Genomic DNA, 18,837 nt, shown 5'->3' with positions numbered 1-18,837 from the left:
CAAAAGGCTTTATTTAGACAAGCCGGCAAAAAGAGGCGGCGATTTTGGGGAGCGCGCCGGGGGAGCCCAAGTTTTCGCGAACCGTTGCCAGCTTTTCTTTCAGCCGCGCGGACAGCAAAGGCTCCTTCAAATAAAAGTACGCGGATTCGGCCAGTTTTTCCGGCATGGCTTCGCTTTGCAGAAACTCCGGGACGATTTTCTTTTCAGCAACGAGGTTTACCAGTCCCACGTAAGGCAGTTTGACCCAGCGCTTGGCCAGAAAGTAGGTCAACGGGGAGGTTTTGTAGAAAATCAGAAAGGGGGTTTGCAGCAAGGCGAGCTCCAACGTGATTGTGCCGACGGAGGAAAGGGCGAAGTCGGAGGCGGCCATCAAACTGTAACGCCTTTGGTCGATGAGCTTGACCTCCGGTTTGAACTCTTCGGGCAACATTTGCGCCGAGCATTCTTTTGAAAGTCCCGGCGCCAGACCCCAGCAGCTTTGAAAGCGAAGACCGTCGGCTTTCAAACGGGAAAGGGTTTGGAAAATCAAGGGGAGGTGCCGTTCCAACTGCTGTTTGCGGGAACCGGGGAAGAAGGAAATCAAAGGAAGCAGGGGGTCGAGGCCGTTTTGCCGGAAAAACTCCGCTTTGGGGATTTCCGGCTTGACCAGATCAAGAAAGGGGTGGCCGTAGCATTCGGCCTCGAGGCCGTGCTTTTTGTAGAAATCGATTTCGAAAAGGAAAAGCACCACCATTTTGTCCACGTTTTTTTTGACCGCTTCCACCCGACCTTCCTTCCAGGCCCAGAACTGGGGGGAGACGAAGTAGCCGACCTTAAGCCCCAGCGATTTGGCCAGTCGGGCGATTTTCAAATTCATTCCGGGGTAGTCGACCAGGAGAACCAAGTCCGGTTTTCGGGTCTGCAGTTCGGTTTTGACCTGGGAGAGAACCTTGCGAAAGAAGCGGATTTTTTTGGCCACTTCCCAGAAGCCGACCACGCCCAAATCATTGATATCGTATAGCGTCTGTATTCCTGCGGAACGCAGGGAGGGGCCGCCCAGGCCGGAAAAGTTCAGATTGGGATGGATTTTCTTCATCTCCGCCACCAGCGCTCCGGCCAGAAAATCGCCGGAGGCCTCGCCGGCGGAGATGAAAACTTCAGGCATTCTGCAGAACGGCCAGCGAGGTGAGCCCGGCCTTGGTCACCTTCTGCGCCAGCCGGACCGCCTCCATCGCCTCTTCGGGAGTGACGCGCGGTGTGCCCCGCTTCTGGCAGGCGGCGACAAATTCGGAAAGTTCCGCAGTGAGCATGTCACTTTCCGCGGTGGGCTGGAACTGGGTCATGGCGATGGAGCGCTCGCCGAAGGAAAGGGGCAACCGCACCAAATCCTCGGGGGGGATGTGCGCGGCATTCGGCAAAAGCACATACGCTTCCAAGGTTTTTTCGAGCAAATCGACGGAAAAATAGGCCTCTTTTTGAAAGAGCCGGAACTTGCGCATTTTAGCGACCGAGATGCGGCTGGCAGTCAGATTGGCGACGCATCCATTTTCGAAAAGGATGCGGGCGTTGGCAATATCCGGCTGGGCGGAAAGCACGGGGGCCAGCGAGGAGCGGACTTCTACCGGTTTGCTTTGGACCAGTTTCAGAACCAAATCGAGATCGTGAATCATCAAATCCAAAACCACATCGACATCCAAATTGCGGGGGGAAAAAGAGGCCAGGCGGTGGACTTCGATAAACAAGGGTTCCGGCGAGAAGGAAAGCAGCTTTTCGAAGGCGGGGTTGAAGCGCTCGATATGGCCGATGAAAAGGAGCCGTCCCGTTTGCTCGGAGATTTCGATAAGCCGCTCGGCTTCGTCCACATACGAAGTCAGGGGTTTTTCGACGAAAAGGTTTTTGCCCGATTCCAAAACCCTTTTTCCCAGCTCAAAATGGGTAATCGTCGGCGTGACCAAATCTACGGCCTCCGATTTTTCCACCAGTTCCTCGAAGCTGGCGGCGGGCCGGACGCCGAAGTCGGACGCGGCGGTTTTGGTCTTGACCGGGTCAATGTCGTAAATACCCGTGACTTCGACTTTGGGGAGACCGAGCCAGCTTTTCAAATGGAGCCGACCCAAGTGCCCCAACCCCACGAGGCCGATTTTCACTTAATCAAACCCCGTTCGGCACCGGCGATAAAGTCCAGAAGAATCCTTATCTCCGGCAGGGAGTCAAATTCAGCTTTGACTTTTTCCACAGCTTGAGAAGTGTTCAATTTTCCGCGGAAAAGATAGCGGAAGGCCTTTTCCAAGGCGGCGATTGTTTCCTTTTGAAAACCGCGGCGTTCCAGGCCGATTTTGTTGATCCCCACCACCCGCAGCGGATAGCCGGCCGCTAGGGCGTACGGCACCAAGTCCTGGGTGATGCGGAAGCCGCCGCCGACCATTACGTGGGGGCCGATTTTGCAGAACTGGTGCACCACGGTGCCGCCGCCGATGATGGCCCAGTCGCCGATTTCGACGTGCCCCCCCAACTGGGCGACATTGGCCATAATCACATTGTCCCCCACCCGGCAGTCGTGGGCCACGTGGGTATAGGCCATGAGTAAACAGTTTTTCCCGACCGTTGATTTACCGGTGGCGGAGGTGCCGCGGTGCAGGGTGACGTATTCCCGGATTATGGTTTTGTCCCCCACGAAAAAAAAGCTTTTCTCCCCGGCGAATTTCAAGTCCTGGGGGCGGCCGGAGACCACCGCGCCGTGGTAAATTTCCACCTCGGCGCCGATGCGGGCGCCGTTATCGATAAAGCAGCTGGAAGCGATTTTGGTTTTCGGGCCGATTTCAACGTCGTCCGCAATCACCGTGTACGGCCCGATCTCCACATCCGCAGCGAGACGGGCATTTGGAGAAACAATAGCCGTGGGGTGAATCATCGATTCCATTACGCTTTCTTTCAGCACTTACTTGTCCACAATGGCGGCCATCATTTCCGCTTCCGCCACCAAGGCCTCCCCCACGTAGGTTTTGCCGGAGATTTTGCAGGTGCCGCGGCGCATCGAGAGCATTTCCACTTCCAGCCGCAGCGTGTCGCCGGGAACGACCGGCTTGCGGAAGCGGACGGCATCCATCCCCAGAAAGTAGGCCACGGTTTTTTTGGGATCGGGGACGGCGTGGAGCATCAAGAAGCCGCCGGCCTGGGCCATTGCCTCCACAATCAGAACCCCCGGCATCACCGGATGGCCGGGGAAATGCCCCTGAAAGAAAGGCTCGTTAATGGTCACGTTTTTTATCGCCACGACTTTTTTCTTGGGATCCAAATCAATCACCCGGTCAATCAACAAAAACGGATAGCGGTGGGGCAAAATTTCCTGAATGGCGCGGATATCCAGCAAATATTCGGTTTTTTGCTCCTTTTGATACTTGGCCTTGATTTGTTCTTTTTCGTAGAGGGAGTGGAGTTTTTTGGCCAACTCCACGTTGGCGGCGTGTCCGCTTCTTGCCGCCAAAACGTGGGCTTTCAACGGCACGCCGAGCAAGGCCAAATCCCCAATCAAATCGAGCGCCTTATGGCGGCAGGGTTCGTTGGGAAAGCGGAGCGGAACGTCGTTCATCAGCCCGTTTTTGCCGATGAAGAGGTCATCCTTCAAGGCGAGCATCTTTTTCAGACGTTTCAGGTCGTCCGGGCCGACGCCGTCGTCGCAAATCACCACGGCGTTGGACATATTGCCCCCTTTGATAAGCCCGAGTTTGGCCAAACTTTCCACTTCCGACAGGAAACAAAACGTGCGGGAGGGGGCGAAGTCCTTCACGAACTCATCCTTCAGCGAGACCATCGAGGTGTACTGGGTGCCCAGGGCGGGGTTTTTGTAGTCCACCAAAAAAGTCACGCGGAAATCATCCGACGGCAGGACCACCAGGTCGACGTGGCGGTCGGGCATCGAATGAGAAATCGGGGTTTCCACTTCCAAAAACTTGCGGGGGGCGTCCTGGTCGACAATTTCGGCTTTTTGCAGAATTTCGATGAAGGGCATGGCCGAACCGTCGCCGACGGGGGGCTCGTTGTTGTCCAACTCGACTATCACGTTGTCGATTTCCAGCCCGGCCAAAGCCGCCATTACGTGCTCCACCGTATAGACCTTGACCTCCCCTTTGGCGATGGTGGTGCCGCGCAGGATATCCACCACGTTGGAGATATGGGCGGCGATTTCCGGCTTTCCCTCCAAATCCGTGCGGACGAAGGTCACGCCGGAGTCGATGGGGGCCGGCTTGAAGGTCAGGTTGGTCTGGTTGCCGGTGTGCAGCCCCACGCCGGAAATGGAAACGGGCGCTTTAATCGTGCGCTGGGTTTTGTTCATTTCAAATTACAAGAAAAGTTTTTTGGCGGGCTTTGGCAAGGGGTGAAGGGGGGGCGGAAATGCCTGACTGCAGAAAATCCTCTTTTTCTGGGCGTGACAAAAGTGCCGCACATTTTGTTGTGTTTTTGCAACTCTGTAAAATTTCAAAAAAAAGCCGCTCCAAGCGGAGCGGCTTTCTTGGAAGCAAGGAGAATTATTTCAGCAAGTGCATTTTCTTGGTTTCAACATAATCCCCGGCTTTGATTTGATACAAGTAGATGCCGGATGAAACGGGCTGTCCCGTTTGGTCTTTCCCATCCCAAACAACCTGATGATAGCCGACCGGTTTTTCTTCGTCCACCAGTGTACGCACTACTTGTCCGAGAATGTTGAATACCTTCAACTCCACCTTCACCGCTTGAGGCAAAGCATATTCGATGGTAGCCGTGAGATTGAACGGGTTGGGATAATTCTGGGCCAGCTCAAAGTGGGTGGGCACGATTGGCCGGACGGCCACTTTTTCCTCCGGTGGGGGTTCTGAAAACTGCCCGCCCGCATTGCAGGAATCGGGCGTGGCCACTCCCGTCAAATACGGCGTTCTGTCCACGTTGCCCGAAAAATAGCTGCTGGGCGGCGGCACGGAATCCCACCAGTTCCCTTCCGCTTTCAAGGTTCCACCGGGAGAGGTTGTCTTAATCACCGCCTTCGCCCCCGAAGTGGCCGTGTTCATCAGGAAATTATTTCTGCCGCAATCCGGGGGATTCGGAACCGGATATATCCCGCCCAGTTTGGTCTTGTAGCTTCTACTCGAAACCGCCGCCCCGTTGAAATAATTGAACGTGGAATTATACACTACCACCGTGGCCGTATCTCCGCAAACAGCCAAAGCGGTGTCGGCATAGCTGAAACGGGTGAACTCGATATTCGCCCTGCCATTCGTATCAATCAAAATCCCGGCCCAGTCCCCGCTTGGGGCGAGGACTGAAACGAAGTTAGAATGATTGAATCCGACACACTTCCCAGACAGGTCAAGGTTCCCTTGACGATTAACTGCCCCTTCCCCGGACTCGGATTGCCGGTGGAAGGCATCACGTCCCCAGAAACAAACTTCAAGGACGTTCCTGCCGTTAAAGTCAGGGTCTTTCCGGCCGGTACCGTTATATCCCCGGAGACGTAAACCACCCCGTCCAGCGTGGTGTCGTTGGCCGAGTTGGGAATGTTCCCGAAGAAGGTGACCGCCTTGTAGGCGTTCAGACGGCCGGTGCCAAATTTTCCAGCTAACGAATCTCTATCCGCTTGGGAGTGATACTGTATGGAGTCCGTTGAGCTTCTTATTTTGGCCATAATTTCGTCCACCGACCAAGATGGGAAAAGCGAACGCACCAGACCGGCAACTCCGGCAACGAGAGGAGCAGAGAAGGAGGTTCCCTTAATAAAATAGGGCGGGGTGTAGGAACTATCCACGGAAGCGTATCCATACCCCACCACTTTGTTACTATCAATATCAAAGTCAATTTGTGTCATATAATTGAAACCCGGCGCCGAAAGGTCAACGGTAGTATCAATGGTCGAGAAATGCGCCCTGTAATCGTTGCTATCCGTAGCCGCCACGGATATCACCTTCGGGCGCCCAGCGGGGAAATTGGCAACCTCACGGCCAAAATCATTCCCTGCGGCCCCAATAAGGACGACCCCCAAACCGTAGAGGGAATCCACAAGAACGGTGTCGTTTGGGGTCGCGGGTGTGACCCTAAAGCTCATATTGACGATATGAGGGATGCCGTGTTGGAGCTTCATTTGCAACAAGTAGCAAAAGGCGGGACCTACCGGCGCATAATTGTCGAAGCCAACCGGCAGCACTCGACAGTTAAATCCAGCCCCGGCCACCCCCCGATAGTTGTGGGTTTTGGCGGCCACGGTGCCCCAAGTCCAAGTACCGTGCTTGAAAGGCTGGAGGTGCGGATATTGCGGTACAAGGTTACTATCCCATTGTGAGTTAAGAATCGGCTCCGGATTCGGATTACAAATAACCAATTCATTATTACTGTCAACAGCGTCAAAATGATAACCAAGCATGTTGTCAATATACCCGTCATTGTCATTATCCACGCTGTCCAGATCGCCGGTGGGATACGGCTCGGGGTCGAATTGGCCATTTCCGTTCCTATCTTCGCCGTAGTTAAGCCAAGCGGTCGTCTCCAAATCCGGGTGCCGCCAAGCGTGCCAACTGTCCAGAATGGCGATAACCACGCCAGTATCTCCTTTGGTAATGTCCCAGGCCTTTTCCATTTGCAGGTGAGCGGAATCCAGCGGCCACTGGTAGCTGGAAGGTGTTGCCGATGGCGAGGGCTTGGCGAAAAAGGAATCGTTGGGGGTGAAATCAAAAACCGGAAAATATCGAGCGCCCGCCCATATAACGTTGGTATCCGCCAGATAGGCGTCAACCAAGTCGGGAATGTCGGCGCTGTCCGGAAAGACCGCTATATAATCGTTTTCCAAAAGCGGGCAATCGCCGCAGTTCACGTTGAAGATCGCCTGCAGTTCGTTTGCTAAATTTACCGAATCGAGGTAGTCAATGTGGCATACCATAAAGCCACTGGTGTCCGTCTCGAGTGTCACTCTGTTCGGCTTGAAGCTTACATAAATTTGGCCGGGAATTTGGTCCTGACTCCATCCCGGATTCAGGAGACCAAAAACCAAAGCCAAAGTCCCGAAAGCAAATCCAATCTTTTTCATAAATCCTCCCATTTAATTCCCAATTAAAACTGGTTACAAAAAAACTGATTGAATCCAGAATGCTTCTCTTGTTTTGTTCGGGCGGAGGACTACAACTAAAGGGATGCCATTTTGCGAGGTGTATCATAAAACATCTCTGTTAACAAGGAAAATCCTGTTCTAAAAAGACCGCTTGCAATTCCAACACTACATCGACGGGTCGCAAAATCCCGTCGCAATTTCCATCTGCATTTTCGAAGGGCGCAGGAAAAGAAGAATTCAAAAAAACTACGTTAATAAGTGTAACAACATCGGCTATTGATAAAATAAGATCCAAGTTTAAATCCCCTTTTATATAAGTAGGGTTGCCAACTGCCACAAAAGGATGCCAATCCTCCTCATACCAGGGGTCGCGCCGTGGATCCAGCCATACCACAAAGGCCTTACCTGCTTCATTTATGGCCAGCGACGGAGAGACCGCATCGGTCAATGTGTCCGAGTTGGCTTGTTTGCTATGAGCAAACGTCTGACCCGTATCGGAACTATAGCTGAAATAAATATCTCGAAATCGGCCTGAACGCTCCCCGTTCCAGCTTACAAAAAATGCACCGTTGTTAAAAAATAACGAGGGGTATGAATTGCCGGATAAGCTGTCGTCATTTACTAAAACAATGGGGGAAAAGGTCTGTCCGTAGTCGCAGCTGGCAGAAAAACAAATTGAGGTCTTAAAAACGTCATCAGGTGGTGCAGCAACGCCGACTATGCCCGCGAAGGGTCCTGAGACAGCCATACTGGTGAAACCGAGTAGCCATAACGGCTCCGTGATATAGGTGCGGGATGGGAAACTCTGTCCAGTATCAATACTCCGAGCAATAGCTACTCCTCCGTAAAGGACATAAACTCTCCCACTATCATCGGCGGCAATGTCACTGACACCCGCAGAAATATCGGGTTCGCTCACTTGAACATTCGGGGTGAAGATTAATCCTCCATCGAAACTTGCTGCAGAAAAAACCGTTCGGCCGGGCCGAGCTATATTCCGTTGATCGTTCCAAGCAATGAAAATTTGTCCTTTATTATTGACCGCAATGGCGGGCTTTTCCTGGCCGACCTGTGGGATGGTGTCATCATTGACTTTAACTCCCGGAATAAATGTTACCCCTCCATCCGTGGACTTGGTAAATCGGATGTCAGCAAATTCATCTTGATAGGCCACATAGATTATTCCCCCTGTATCTACCCGCATCGAAGGATTGTAGGCCTCTGCAGTGGAATTGACCCGCACGGGCGTACCGAAGGTTTGCCCTCCATCAGTGGATTTTGAACACCAGGTCCAGCCGTTGGAGGTTATCACGTAAACCGTGTCCCCCCTCACTCCGATGTAATGCTGACCTGAGCTTTGAAAACCCAATAGGAACTGCACTCCCAGGTCCACATCGCCGGAGAAGGTGTAGATATTGGGGGGTTGGGAAAAAACCAAAGTTGCGTTAGCGATAACAATTAAAAAGAGAAACGCCCACGTTTTCCTGCCCCGGCACGGTATGCGCATACCATCCTCCTTTACTTCTGATACGCAGCGAACCGGACACATTATAACACTCCTCACCTCTTAACACTAATATAATCAGCAGATTTAGATAATCCACTGACTCTATTAGTATAAATACCAGCCCCCCTGTGTCAAGAGATTTTTAGAGCGTCTCGCTTGATTTCCGTCAAGCATCACTAAGGGAGCGAAGAAGAAGGTTTTTGATTTAAACCAATGAAGGTCAGCTTGTTGCAATGCGAAAGGGAACGATTTGAAAGTTGGCAGTTACTCCGGCAAATGCAGGGCGGCCATTTTGAGGCAGGTCATTTCCTCGATGGCGTAGCGCACTCCTTCGCGGCCGGAGCCGGATTCCTTGACGCCGCCGTAGGGCATCAAATCGGCGCGGTAGGCGGGGGAATCGTTGATAATGACGCCGCCGACTTCCAGTTCGCGGAAGGCGGCAAAGGCGCGGTTCAAATTCTTGGTGAAAATGGCGGCCTGCAGCCCGTAGCGGGTGGCGTTGACGGCGGCTGTGGCTTCTTCAAATTTTTCATACGGCGTGACGGTGACCGCCGGGCCGAAGAGCTCTTCCGTGCCGATGCGGCAGCCGGAGGGGTCGCCGTATAAAACGGTCGGCTCGTAGAATGCGTTCTTGCGGCGGCCGCCGCATTTGGCCTCCATTCCCGCCGCTTTGGCTTCCGCCACCCAATCCTCCACGCGGCGGGCGTCCGCTTCTGAAATGAGGGGGCCGACGTCCGTGGTGCCCAGTTTGGGGTCGCCGGTTTTGAGATTTTTGGCCAGCTTCACCAGCTTATCGACGAAGGGCTGTGCGACCGATTTTTCGACGTAAATCCGCTGGAGGGAGATGCAGACCTGGCCGGCATAGGCAAAGGCCCCGGCGGCACATCTTTGCGCCGCCCAGTCCAGATCGGCGGTCTCGTCCACAATGGCGGCGGAGTTGTTCCCCAGTTCCAGAAGCGTTTTCTTAAGCCCGGCTTTTGCGCGAATTTCTTTTCCCACCTCGGCCGAGCCGGTGAAGGTGACCATCGCCACATTGGGATGGGTTACCAGCCAGTTGCCGACCGTTCCTCCGGAGCCGACCAAGACGTTGAACGCGCCGGCCGGAGCGCCAGCGAATTCGACAATTTTGGCGATCTTCAAGGCGGTCAGCGGCGTCAAGGAGGATGGTTTGAGAACAACCGAGCAACCGGCGGCGAGCGCAGGGGCGAGTTTGTGGGCGACCAGATTCAAAGGGAAGTTAAATGGGGTGATGGCGGCGACGACGCCGACGGGGAAACGATGGTAGAAACCGAATTTTTTTTCCGAGCCGCTCTGGGCGTCCAGCGGTACGGTTTCGCCGTGGATGCGCTTGGCTTCCTCGGCGGCAAATTTGAAGGTCTGGATGCTCCGTTCCACTTCCTGGCGGGCCAGACGGGCCGGCTTGCCCGCTTCGGCAATTAGTCCCGCACCGAATTCATCCGCCGCTTCGCGCAGGGCGCCGGCGATTTTCTCCAGCAATTCGGCGCGTTTTATGGCGGGGAGGGTTTTCATGGCGGCAAAGCCGGCCTCCGCGGAGCGGACGGCCATTTCCACCAACTCCTCGTCGGCCGTGGAGATGGCGGCTATTTGCTTGCCCGTGAACTTGTCGGTCACCTCGAGGAAGTTTCCTCCGGAAACCCAGGCCCCCCCGATGAAGAGCCGTTCCCCCGGATGTTCCCTAACCGTCGGCGATTCCATCAGTTATAGTAATATCGGCATTTTAGGTCAGGGGTGCACCTGGTAAATGATGCCCCAGATTTCGTTGTCAAAGGAGCCGCCGGTCAAAGTGGAATGGGCTATGGCATCCACCGCCACGCGCCAAAAGTTGTAATCCAAGCGGGAATCGGCGACCAGTTTGAAACCGCCCTGAAATTCTCCCGGACTAACTTCCCCGAGTTGTATTCGCCGGATGGAGGAGAAATCATTGATATGACAGAAAACGTATACGGTATCGAAGGTCGAGATTTTCACCCAGACGCGGACCTCGACCGAGTCGCCCGGAAGAAACTGGTAGGGATTCGTACGGACTTTGAAGACCTGCGGATCGGAAAGAGGGTCCAGGTTCGCATTGCGCGCCTGGCGGATGATCAGCGTGTCCCGGTTTGAGTTGATTCCGACCAGTTGCACGGAATCCATTATGCGATCAACACCCACGAAGGTCTGGGTGGCACCGAGCACCAGCCAGCCGCGGTTTACGAAGGCATCTGACTGCAGTTTTTGAAAGTAGCCGAACTTGGTCACCGGGAGGCGGAAATTCCGGACGGGTTTTTGGTTGCCCGCGCTGTCGATTTTCAACTGGCCGATCAACGTGTCGATGATTTCGGCGCCGGCATCGCGGGGGGATTTGGGGACGACGTTCAAGGGGCTGATCGAAATGGTATCCAAATCGTTCAAGGTGATGACGGTGTCCAGCGATTTGACCGTAAAACTGCGGGAAAAGAAAAAATCGCTGCCGGCGGCATTGACCCGCGTAGTGTCCAGAAAGGAGTTGGAAAAGATGCCGGGATTGTCGCGGATTAAAAAGCGGATGATGTCACGGGTGGTGAAGCTGACTTTTACCGATTTTTCGCAGCCGGAGGTGAAGAGCGAAATCAGGAGGAGGGCCCCGATGAGGAGAAGAACAAGCTTGTTGAAGTTTAGCAATAGCATCCGTTTCAAAAACATACCACCAGAGGCAATATAAGCCCGACGAAAGAAAAAAGAAATCAGCTTCTTTTGCCGGTTTTTTTGAACCGGGCCTTCAGCTTGGCGATTTCGTCCCGGTAGGCGGCGGCCTTTTCGAACTCGTACTGGGAGGCGCGGCGCTTCATCTCGCGGGTCAGGGCGGCGATGCGTTCCTCCAGCTCCATCCGCTCGAACAAGTCCAGCTTTTCCTCCTTCGCTTCCGGCGGGGTTTTGGAGTCCGCAAACAGGGTGGCTTTCATGATTTCCTCCCTGCTTTTGAAAATGGTCTGCGGCTCGATGCCGTGCGCGCGGTTGTACTCTTCCTGAATTTTTCGGCGGCGCCCGGTTTCGGCAATTGCTTTTTTCATCGAGTCCGTGATGGCATCGGCATACATCACCACCTCGCCGGCCTTGTTCCGGGCGGCCCGGCCGGAAATCTGGATGAGCGAACGGTCGGAGCGCAAAAATCCCTCCTTGTCGGCGTCCATTATCGCCACAAGGGAAACTTCCGGCAAATCGAGCCCTTCGCGCAAGAGATTGATGCCGACCAGAACGTCGAATTCCGCCAGGCGTAGGTCGCGCAAAATTTCGGTGCGCTCGATGGCATCAATTTCGGCATGCAGGTAGCGTACTTTTATTCCCATCTGCGCCAGATAGTCGGCCAAGTCCTCCGCCATCCGTTTGGTCAATGTCGTCACCAAAACCCGCTCCCCCTTGGCCACCCGCTTGCGGATTTCCTCCAGCAAATCGTCCACCTGATGGGCGAGCGGCTTGACGGTAATCTTGGGGTCGATGAGTCCGGTTGGGCGGATAATCTGCTCCACCACCACCCCTTCCGATTTTTCCAGCTCCACATCCCCCGGCGTAGCGGAGACATAGACAAACTGAGGAATCAGAAATTCAAACTCTTCGAAGAAAAGGGGGCGGTTGTCCAAAGCCGACGGAAGACGGAAGCCATACTCCACCAACACCTCCTTGCGGGCTCGGTCGCCGTTGTACATACCGCGAATTTGGGGCAGGGTTTGATGTGACTCGTCAATAATGCAGAGAAAATCCTTGGGGAAAAAATCGAGCAGGGTGAACGGTCTTTCCCCGGGCTTTCGGCCGGCCAGATGGCGGGAATAGTTTTCAATCCCGGTGCAGTAGCCAACCTCCTTCATCATTTCGATGTCAAAACGGGTGCGGGACTCGAGCCGCTGGGCTTCCAAGAGCTTTCCCTGCGAACGAAAAAACTCCAGTCGTTGGGCCAGTTCCTCCTCAATGGTTTTTACAGCCCGCTCGATTTTGGGCATCGTGGTTACAAAATGCTTGGCGGGGTAAATGCTGGCCTTCTTTTTTTCCTCCAGCACTTCGCCCTTCAAAATATCGATGACCGAGATTTTTTCGATTTCGTCGCCGAAGAACTCCACCCGGGCGGCGTTTTCCTCGTAGGCCAGGTGCACCTCCACCACGTCGCCGCGGACGCGGAAAGTGCCGCGGCCGAATTCGAAATCGTTGCGGTTGTAATGGATATCTATCAACATCTTCAAAAACTTGTCCCGGTCGATTTTCTGGCCGACTTCGACAAACACCATCATTTCGCGGTAGTCCTCCGGCGACCCCAAGCCGTAGATGCAGGAGACCGAGGCGACGATAATGGTGTCCTCCCGTTCCAAAAGGGAACTGGTGGCGCGCAGGCGGAGCCGGTCGATATCCTCGTTTACCGAGGTGTCCTTTTCGATGTAGGTGTCCGACTGGGGAACATAGGCCTCCGGCTGGTAATAGTCGTAGTAGCTGATGAAAAACTCAACGGCGTTTTTGGGGAAAAAACTTTTCAGCTCACCGTAGAGCTGGGCGGCCAGCGTCTTGTTGTGGGAGATGACCAAAGTCGGCTTTTGCACCGCCTCCACGACCTTGGCCATGGTGAAGGTTTTGCCGCTGCCGGTGACGCCCAAGAGGGTTTGATAGCGGCGGTTTTCCCGGATCCCCTTGGCAAGAGCCTCAATCGCCTGCGGCTGATCCCCTTTCGGCTCGTAGGAGGAGATTACTTGAAACGGAGACATCGGTTCTTATTGCGGGTTTAAAGGCCGACTATTTTCTTGAAGTCGGGATCGTTCCAGAGCGAGTTGAAGGCGCCGTCTTTTTGGGCTTCCATTTTATAAAAATCCCCCCCCCACTGGATCGCCTTTTCCAGGGCGGCCAGCGATTCGGCTTTCTTTTTCAGCCGGGCGTAGCAGCCGGACTGCCAGAAGAGGGCCCAAGGGTTGGCGGGATTCAGCTCCAGCGATTTTTCGAAACTCTTTATGGCCTCTGAATAAAAGCCGGTCTGGTTCTGGACTTTTCCCAGTCCCTCGTAGTTTTTGGGATATTTGGAGGCGGCGGCGATTCCCTTTTTAAAAATTTCGGTTGCCTCCTTGAACTGCTGATGGTTGGCCAGAGTCGTCCCCCAGTTGAAGTAGGCGTCGCCGTACGTGGAGTCGATTTTTATCGCCTCCTGGTACTTGGCAATCTCCTCCTCCGTGCGTCCCAAATTGGCCAGGGCGATCCCCCATTCGGTCCAAGCCTCCGGGAAATTGTGGCGGATGATGACCGCCCGTTTGAACTTCAAAACCGCCATCCGGTAGTTGGCGGAATCGCAAAGGGCTTTGGCCCATTTGAAATAGAAATCGGCAGAGTCGGCAGTCTTGGCCTGAGGGGGCTGGACAGCCTTTCCGGAAGTTTCCAATGAATTGGCTGGCTTTTGCTCCTGGGCCGGGGCGGTGGAAAAAAGGATTACGAGAATCAAGCCGGCGAACGGGATTTTCATATCAGCCACCTAATATAACAGTTTTAAGCGCATAAAACGGGCCCGGTAACCGGGCCAAATAGGTTTTGACAAAGGGGGCCTGGCCCTGCTTTTTGGCCGTATGGCCGGGCTTGTTTTAGCTTTGGATATAGGAAACACCACCTCAACGGCGGGGCTTTTTCGGGGTTCCCGGCTGATGCATTCCGACCGGTTCGGCTCCCGACTGGAGCTGGCGGTTGAAGAATGTGCGGAAATGCTTTCCACCTTTCTTGCAAAAAAGCTTTCAAGCACCCCCTACCTCGAGAAGGCCGTAGTCGCCTCGGTAGTGCCGCGCCTGACCAATGTTTATACCACGGTCATCCAGACAAGGTTCGGGATAAAGCCGCTTTTGGTTTCCGCCGCCCTGCCGGTTGGACTGAAAATCGGCTACCGAAAACCGGAACAGTTAGGAACGGATCGGCTGGCGAATGCCATCGCGGGGTTTTATCTCTACGGCGGGCCCATCGTTGTGGTCGATTTGGGGACGGCGACCAAGTTTGAGGTCGTCACCAAGAAAGGAGAGTATCTGGGGGGCGCCATCGGGCCGGGGGTGGAGACCGCCTCGGCGGATTTGGTGCGCAGGACAGCGCTTTTGCCCAAAGTGGCTTTGAAAAAGCCGCGGAAGGCCATAGGGCGTTCAACGGAGGAGGCCCTGCAATCCGGAATTCTCATTGGCGCGGCGGGGGGGATTGACCGGATGGTGATGGAAATTGAAAAGGAATTGCGCACCAAAGTCAAGGTCATAGCCACGGGGGGACTGGCGAAAACAGTGACCGGGTTGTCCAAGCGGATACAGAAAGTTGATGCGGATTTGACGCTGAAGGGGTTGAGAATTATAGCAGACCTTACCCCCTAACCCCCTCTCCGATACAGAGAGGGGGAATGAGGATGCACTGCAATACATCCCTACATTTGTGCGCCTCCTTGCACAGCGGTTTTTTGACGCTTCCTCGTCAATTTCCGCCGTTTTGGATGGACGGAAAAAGTATGGGGATTCGCCCATACCATAATCGGCTTATCCGCAACTGATTAACGGGAATTTTTAATGGGGTTTTTCCGTCGAATATTCGTCTCCAAAATTCGGTTCTGTGGCACAGCGGTTGCAAAATGCAGAAAGCGGAGGGTTAAAGGAGAAAATGGGGAATGCTTTCCAACGGAATAGCGCCGGGATTCACACCGGAAAAAATGCGCTTCCTTTCAGACCCTCGCGTGGGGAAAGATGAAGCAGGGCTTTACATCCTTTCCGTCAACGAAAACGTAAAAGTTCATTTTGCCGATTACTATCGCTTTTTAGAACAGGTAGAGCTGCGCTGTCTGGAGGAAAAAGAGGCCCTGAACGCCAAACTCGCGGCCACCGACCCGCGGATGAGCGAAACAATTGCCTATTACCGGGCGCGCAAGGTCATCGTGGACGTGGTTTTGAAAACCGTTTATGCCTTTTACCCCGAATCCGGCAATCTGGCCGTGGTGATGAGCCCGTGGTGCTTCGGCACAGTCGTTTTGGAGCGGGTGGAGATTTACAAGGAGCGGCTGGCCAAAGGGGAGACGACCGACCCGAACATTCCCGACTTTCCGTTTTATGTCTTGAAATACGTGGAGGAGATTTACAAACGGACGCTACTCGAGCTTTTCGAATTCCCGGAAAAGGCCTTTTCGATGCGCTGGCAGTACACCGAGCTTTTGAAACGCTATTCCAAGGTTTTGACCAACGTCACCACCTCGCTGCAGAACATTCTGTCCATCGTCAAGAAGGAGAAAAACCCGTAGGTTTTTGAGTTCAACCCGCGGCTGCGCCCGGGATAAAGCTTGGCCTTTTTCCTCCCAAGGCAAAATGGGTCTTCCGTCCCCCTCCTCCGGAAGGCCCGTTTTTGTTTCCAAAAAAAGAGCGGGTGTTCCAGCGAGGGTGGTTTTTCTTGACTCCCCTCGGATTTCCCCTAATATTCGCTGTCTATGACGGAAGTGCCGGAACAATCAAGGGGGCAAGAACAACACGAAAGACCTTTGAATGGGCTTTTGGCGCACCGGCGGGAGAAGCTGGGGCGGCTGGTCTCCAAAGGGATAAACCCCTACCCCCATAAGTTTGAGCGGACGCATTTTTCGGAGGAGATAAAAGCCGGCTTTGCCGCTCATGAAGAAAAAGAAGTAAAAGTCGCCGGGCGGATCCGGTCGTTCCGGGAGCACGGCAAGTCCACCTTTTTTCATATCCAAGATGATTTGGGGCAGATTCAAATCTACGCCAAGGCGGATGTTTTGGGGAAGCAGTATGAATTGCTTAATGATTTGGATGTCGGGGATTTCGTCGGCATCACGGGCGCAGTTTTCAGAACCCACAAGGGAGAAATTTCGGTGCGGGCGGCGCGTCTCGAAGTTTTAGCCAAGTCACTCCGCCCCTTGCCGGAAAAATGGCATGGGCTGAAGGATGTGGAGCTGCGCTACCGGCAACGGTACGTCGATTTAATCGTCACCCCCGGCGTCCGTGAGGTTTTTGTCCAGCGGACGGCCATCTACCGGGCGATGCGGGAGTATCTGGATGGAGAGGGATTCCTTGAAGTGGAGACCCCGATTCTGCAGCCCCTCTATGGAGGGGCGACGGCAAGGCCTTTCAAAACCTTTCACAACGCCTTGGGCATCCCCCTTTACCTGCGGATTGCGGATGAGCTGTACTTGAAGCGGCTGGTCGTGGGCGGGTACGAGAAGGTATACGAGGTGTGCAAGGACTTCCGCAACGAGGGGATTGACCGCTTCCACAACCCGGAGTTTTCGATGATGGAGCTGTACTGGGCGTACCACGACTACCGGGATATTATGAAGCTCACTAAAAATCTCATCCTCCACATTGCGCAGAAAGTTTTGGGGAAGCTGGAAGTGCCGCATCAGGGGAAAACCATCAATCTGGCCGGGGAGTGGAAGGAGATTTCGCTTCTGGATTCCATCCAAGAGGCGACCGGTGTGGATTGTCTTTCGCAAGACGAGAAAGCGCTGGCTTCCGCCGTCAGAAAAATGGGGCTGGAGGTGCCCGCGAATCCGACCTGGGGGGTTCTGGTCGATATTCTCTTTTCGGAAAAGGTGCAGCCGGGGCTGCAAAATCCGACTTTTGTGACCGATTATCCGGCGGAGATTTCGCCCCTTGCCAAGAAACATCGTTCCAATCCCCGCCTGACCGAGCGGTTTGAGCTTTTCATCATGGGACAGGAGATGGCCAACGCCTTTTCCGAACTGAACGACCCGCTTGACCAGCGGGAGCGGTTTATGCAGCAATTGGCTTTGAAAGAAAAAGGGGATGAGGAGGCGCACGAATTGGACGAGGATTATTTGAACGCGCTCGAATACGGGATGCCGCCGACCGGCGGGCTGGGATTGGGGCTGGACCGGCTGGTGATGTTTTTGACCGACCAGAGCTCCATCCGGGATGTTTTGTTCTTCCCGCAGATGCGCCCTCTCGGACACGAGCCGCCGGAGGAGACATAGTGCGCTGGGAGTTTCTGGTGGCGGGGCGCTACTTCCGTTCCCGCCGCCGGGAGCGCTTTGTTTCCGCCACAAGCTTCATTTCCATCGGAGGGATCGCCATCGGCGTGGCGGCCCTCCTTTTTGTTTTGTCGATGATGAACGGCTTCGAGGCGGAAGTCAAAGACCGCATCCTCGGAACCACCGCCGACGTGGTGATTTTCACCTCCGGCGACGTGGGACTTACCGACTGGCAATCCCTCGACTCGCTGCTCGCTTCATTTCCCGGATTCGTAGCCCGGGCGCCGTTCGTTTACTACAAGGCCGCGATCTCTTCCCGCTTGGAAAACGACGGCATCATCGTGCGAGGCATTTTGCCGGAGGAAGAACCGAAGGCAACCAAAATTGCGGAGCGAATCGTCGCCGGGGATTTCAACTTAAACGCTGGCCCCGATTCGCTGCCGAAAATTCTTTTGGGAAAGGGACTGGCCCAGCGGCTGGGGGTCACGCTCGGGGATTCGGTGCTGCTCTTTTCCCTGCGGGGGCAGGTTTTTATGGGGGGGAGTGTTTCCCCCAAAGTAAAGAAGTTCAAGATGTCGGGCGTTTTCGAGACCGGGATGTACGAGTACGACGCCAATTTGGCCTACGTGCATTTGTCCAAAGCGCAGGAACTGTTTGATTTCGACGGGCGGGTGACCGGGCTGCAGATTCGTCTCCAAAACCCCAACGAGGCGGAGCGGTATTCGGAAACGTTAAACCAATTCTTGCCGTCGCCCGCTTACAGCGTTTCTTGGCAGGAGATGCATAAAAATCTTTTTTCCTGGATGAGCTTGGAAAAATATGCGATGTTCGTGGCTTTAAGTTTAATCGTGGCGGTGGCGGCTTTCAGCATCGTTTCTTCTTTAGTGATGCTCGTTTTGGAGAAGAAAAAGGAGATTGGGATCCTGGTGGCGATGGGGGCAACGGCCCAAAACATCCGCACCGTTTTTATAAGTTTGGGGACGGGGATTGGGATTCTGGGGATTTTCTTCGGCAATCTCTTGGGGTATGCCGTGGCCTGGCTGCAGTACCAATACCATTTCATCCGGCTGCCGGCGGAAATTTATTTCATCGATTTCCTGCCGGTGGGGTTCAAGCTGGCGGACTTTGCGGCGGTTTCGGCCGCTGCCATTTTACTTTCGTTTTTGGCCACTTTGTATCCGGCGAAAAAGGCCTCGTCCCTTCCGGCCGTGGAGGCAATTCGTGCCGGCGGATAAAGGAAAATTATTTTCGGGCGACAATAAAAACAGAGGCCGGCGGCGCGGCAATCGCGCAGATGCAGGACGGGGGAGCCGGCTTGACGGGGGATTTTCG

Annotated in this window: 15 protein-coding genes; 4 read left to right on the top strand and 11 right to left on the bottom strand. The window is 54.4% G+C overall.

Features of this window, described 5'->3' with window-relative positions:
- Positions 1 to 13 precede the first annotated feature (13 nt).
- From lpxB to VNL73_10880, 11 genes are all read right to left on the bottom strand, one after another.
- Complete coding sequence (gene lpxB, locus VNL73_10930; GenBank protein HXF49920.1) at positions 14 to 1,144, bottom strand: lipid-A-disaccharide synthase; 1,131 nt, start codon at positions 1,142 to 1,144, stop codon at positions 14 to 16.
- Positions 1,137 to 2,126, bottom strand: a complete 990-nt coding sequence (locus VNL73_10925; GenBank protein HXF49919.1) for a Gfo/Idh/MocA family oxidoreductase — start codon at positions 2,124 to 2,126, stop codon at positions 1,137 to 1,139. The genes lpxB and VNL73_10925 overlap by 8 nt, the downstream gene beginning before the upstream one ends.
- On the bottom strand, positions 2,123 to 2,917 hold the full coding sequence (gene lpxA / locus VNL73_10920) for an acyl-ACP--UDP-N-acetylglucosamine O-acyltransferase (protein HXF49918.1): 795 nt from the start codon (positions 2,915 to 2,917) through the stop codon (positions 2,123 to 2,125). Before lpxA ends, VNL73_10925 begins: the two co-directional genes overlap by 4 nt.
- A complete protein-coding gene (locus VNL73_10915; protein HXF49917.1) occupies positions 2,918 to 4,312 on the bottom strand; it encodes a bifunctional UDP-3-O-[3-hydroxymyristoyl] N-acetylglucosamine deacetylase/3-hydroxyacyl-ACP dehydratase in 1,395 nt (464 codons plus the stop codon). It abuts the gene before it with no gap.
- Positions 4,313 to 4,505: 193 nt separating this feature from the next.
- Positions 4,506 to 5,240 carry a FlgD immunoglobulin-like domain containing protein gene (locus tag VNL73_10910; protein ID HXF49916.1) on the bottom strand — a complete coding sequence of 245 codons (735 nt, stop codon included), beginning with the start codon at positions 5,238 to 5,240 and terminating at the stop codon, positions 4,506 to 4,508.
- A complete protein-coding gene (locus tag VNL73_10905) occupies positions 5,237 to 7,027 on the bottom strand; it encodes a S8 family serine peptidase (GenBank protein ID HXF49915.1) in 1,791 nt (596 codons plus the stop codon). The genes VNL73_10910 and VNL73_10905 overlap by 4 nt, the downstream gene beginning before the upstream one ends.
- 139 nt (positions 7,028 to 7,166) lie before the next feature.
- The gene (locus VNL73_10900; protein ID HXF49914.1) at positions 7,167 to 8,555 is read right to left on the bottom strand and encodes a sialidase family protein; all 1,389 of its coding nucleotides are present in this window, start codon (positions 8,553 to 8,555) and stop codon (positions 7,167 to 7,169) included.
- Between the two features lie 264 nt (positions 8,556 to 8,819).
- Positions 8,820 to 10,271, bottom strand: a complete 1,452-nt coding sequence (locus tag VNL73_10895) for an aldehyde dehydrogenase family protein (protein ID HXF49913.1) — start codon at positions 10,269 to 10,271, stop codon at positions 8,820 to 8,822.
- Positions 10,272 to 10,298: 27 nt separating this feature from the next.
- The gene (locus tag VNL73_10890; protein HXF49912.1) at positions 10,299 to 11,237 is read right to left on the bottom strand and encodes a hypothetical protein; all 939 of its coding nucleotides are present in this window, start codon (positions 11,235 to 11,237) and stop codon (positions 10,299 to 10,301) included.
- A gap of 41 nt (positions 11,238 to 11,278) precedes the next feature.
- Entirely contained in the window at positions 11,279 to 13,279 is a 2,001-nt protein-coding gene (uvrB, locus tag VNL73_10885; GenBank protein ID HXF49911.1) for an excinuclease ABC subunit UvrB, read from the bottom strand.
- 17 nt (positions 13,280 to 13,296) lie between these two features.
- On the bottom strand, positions 13,297 to 14,022 hold the full coding sequence (locus tag VNL73_10880) for a tetratricopeptide repeat protein (GenBank protein HXF49910.1): 726 nt from the start codon (positions 14,020 to 14,022) through the stop codon (positions 13,297 to 13,299).
- 100 nt (positions 14,023 to 14,122) lie between these two features.
- Here VNL73_10880 and VNL73_10875 point away from each other — a divergent pair, with 100 nt between their 5' ends.
- The 4 genes from VNL73_10875 (at position 14,123) to VNL73_10860 (ending at position 18,740) form a co-directional block, all read left to right on the top strand.
- Positions 14,123 to 14,896 (top strand): type III pantothenate kinase, encoded by a 774-nt coding sequence (locus VNL73_10875; protein HXF49909.1) that lies wholly within the window; start codon positions 14,123 to 14,125, stop codon positions 14,894 to 14,896.
- Positions 14,897 to 15,183: 287 nt separating this feature from the next.
- Complete coding sequence (locus VNL73_10870) at positions 15,184 to 15,807, top strand: hypothetical protein (GenBank protein ID HXF49908.1); 624 nt, start codon at positions 15,184 to 15,186, stop codon at positions 15,805 to 15,807.
- 234 nt (positions 15,808 to 16,041) lie between these two features.
- Positions 16,042 to 17,508 (top strand): lysine--tRNA ligase, encoded by a 1,467-nt coding sequence (gene lysS, locus VNL73_10865; GenBank protein HXF49907.1) that lies wholly within the window; start codon positions 16,042 to 16,044, stop codon positions 17,506 to 17,508.
- Positions 17,508 to 18,740: an ABC transporter permease gene (locus tag VNL73_10860; GenBank protein ID HXF49906.1), complete on the top strand. Its 1,233-nt coding sequence runs from the start codon at positions 17,508 to 17,510 to the stop codon at positions 18,738 to 18,740. The genes lysS and VNL73_10860 overlap by 1 nt, the downstream gene beginning before the upstream one ends.
- Positions 18,741 to 18,837 lie beyond the last annotated feature (97 nt).

This window comes from Verrucomicrobiia bacterium (assembly GCA_035574275.1).
Lineage (GTDB): Bacteria > Zixibacteria > MSB-5A5 > DSPP01 > DSPP01 > DSPP01.
The sequence above is the reverse complement of the archived record's forward strand: the minus strand, read 5'-3'. Positions and strand labels throughout refer to the sequence as shown.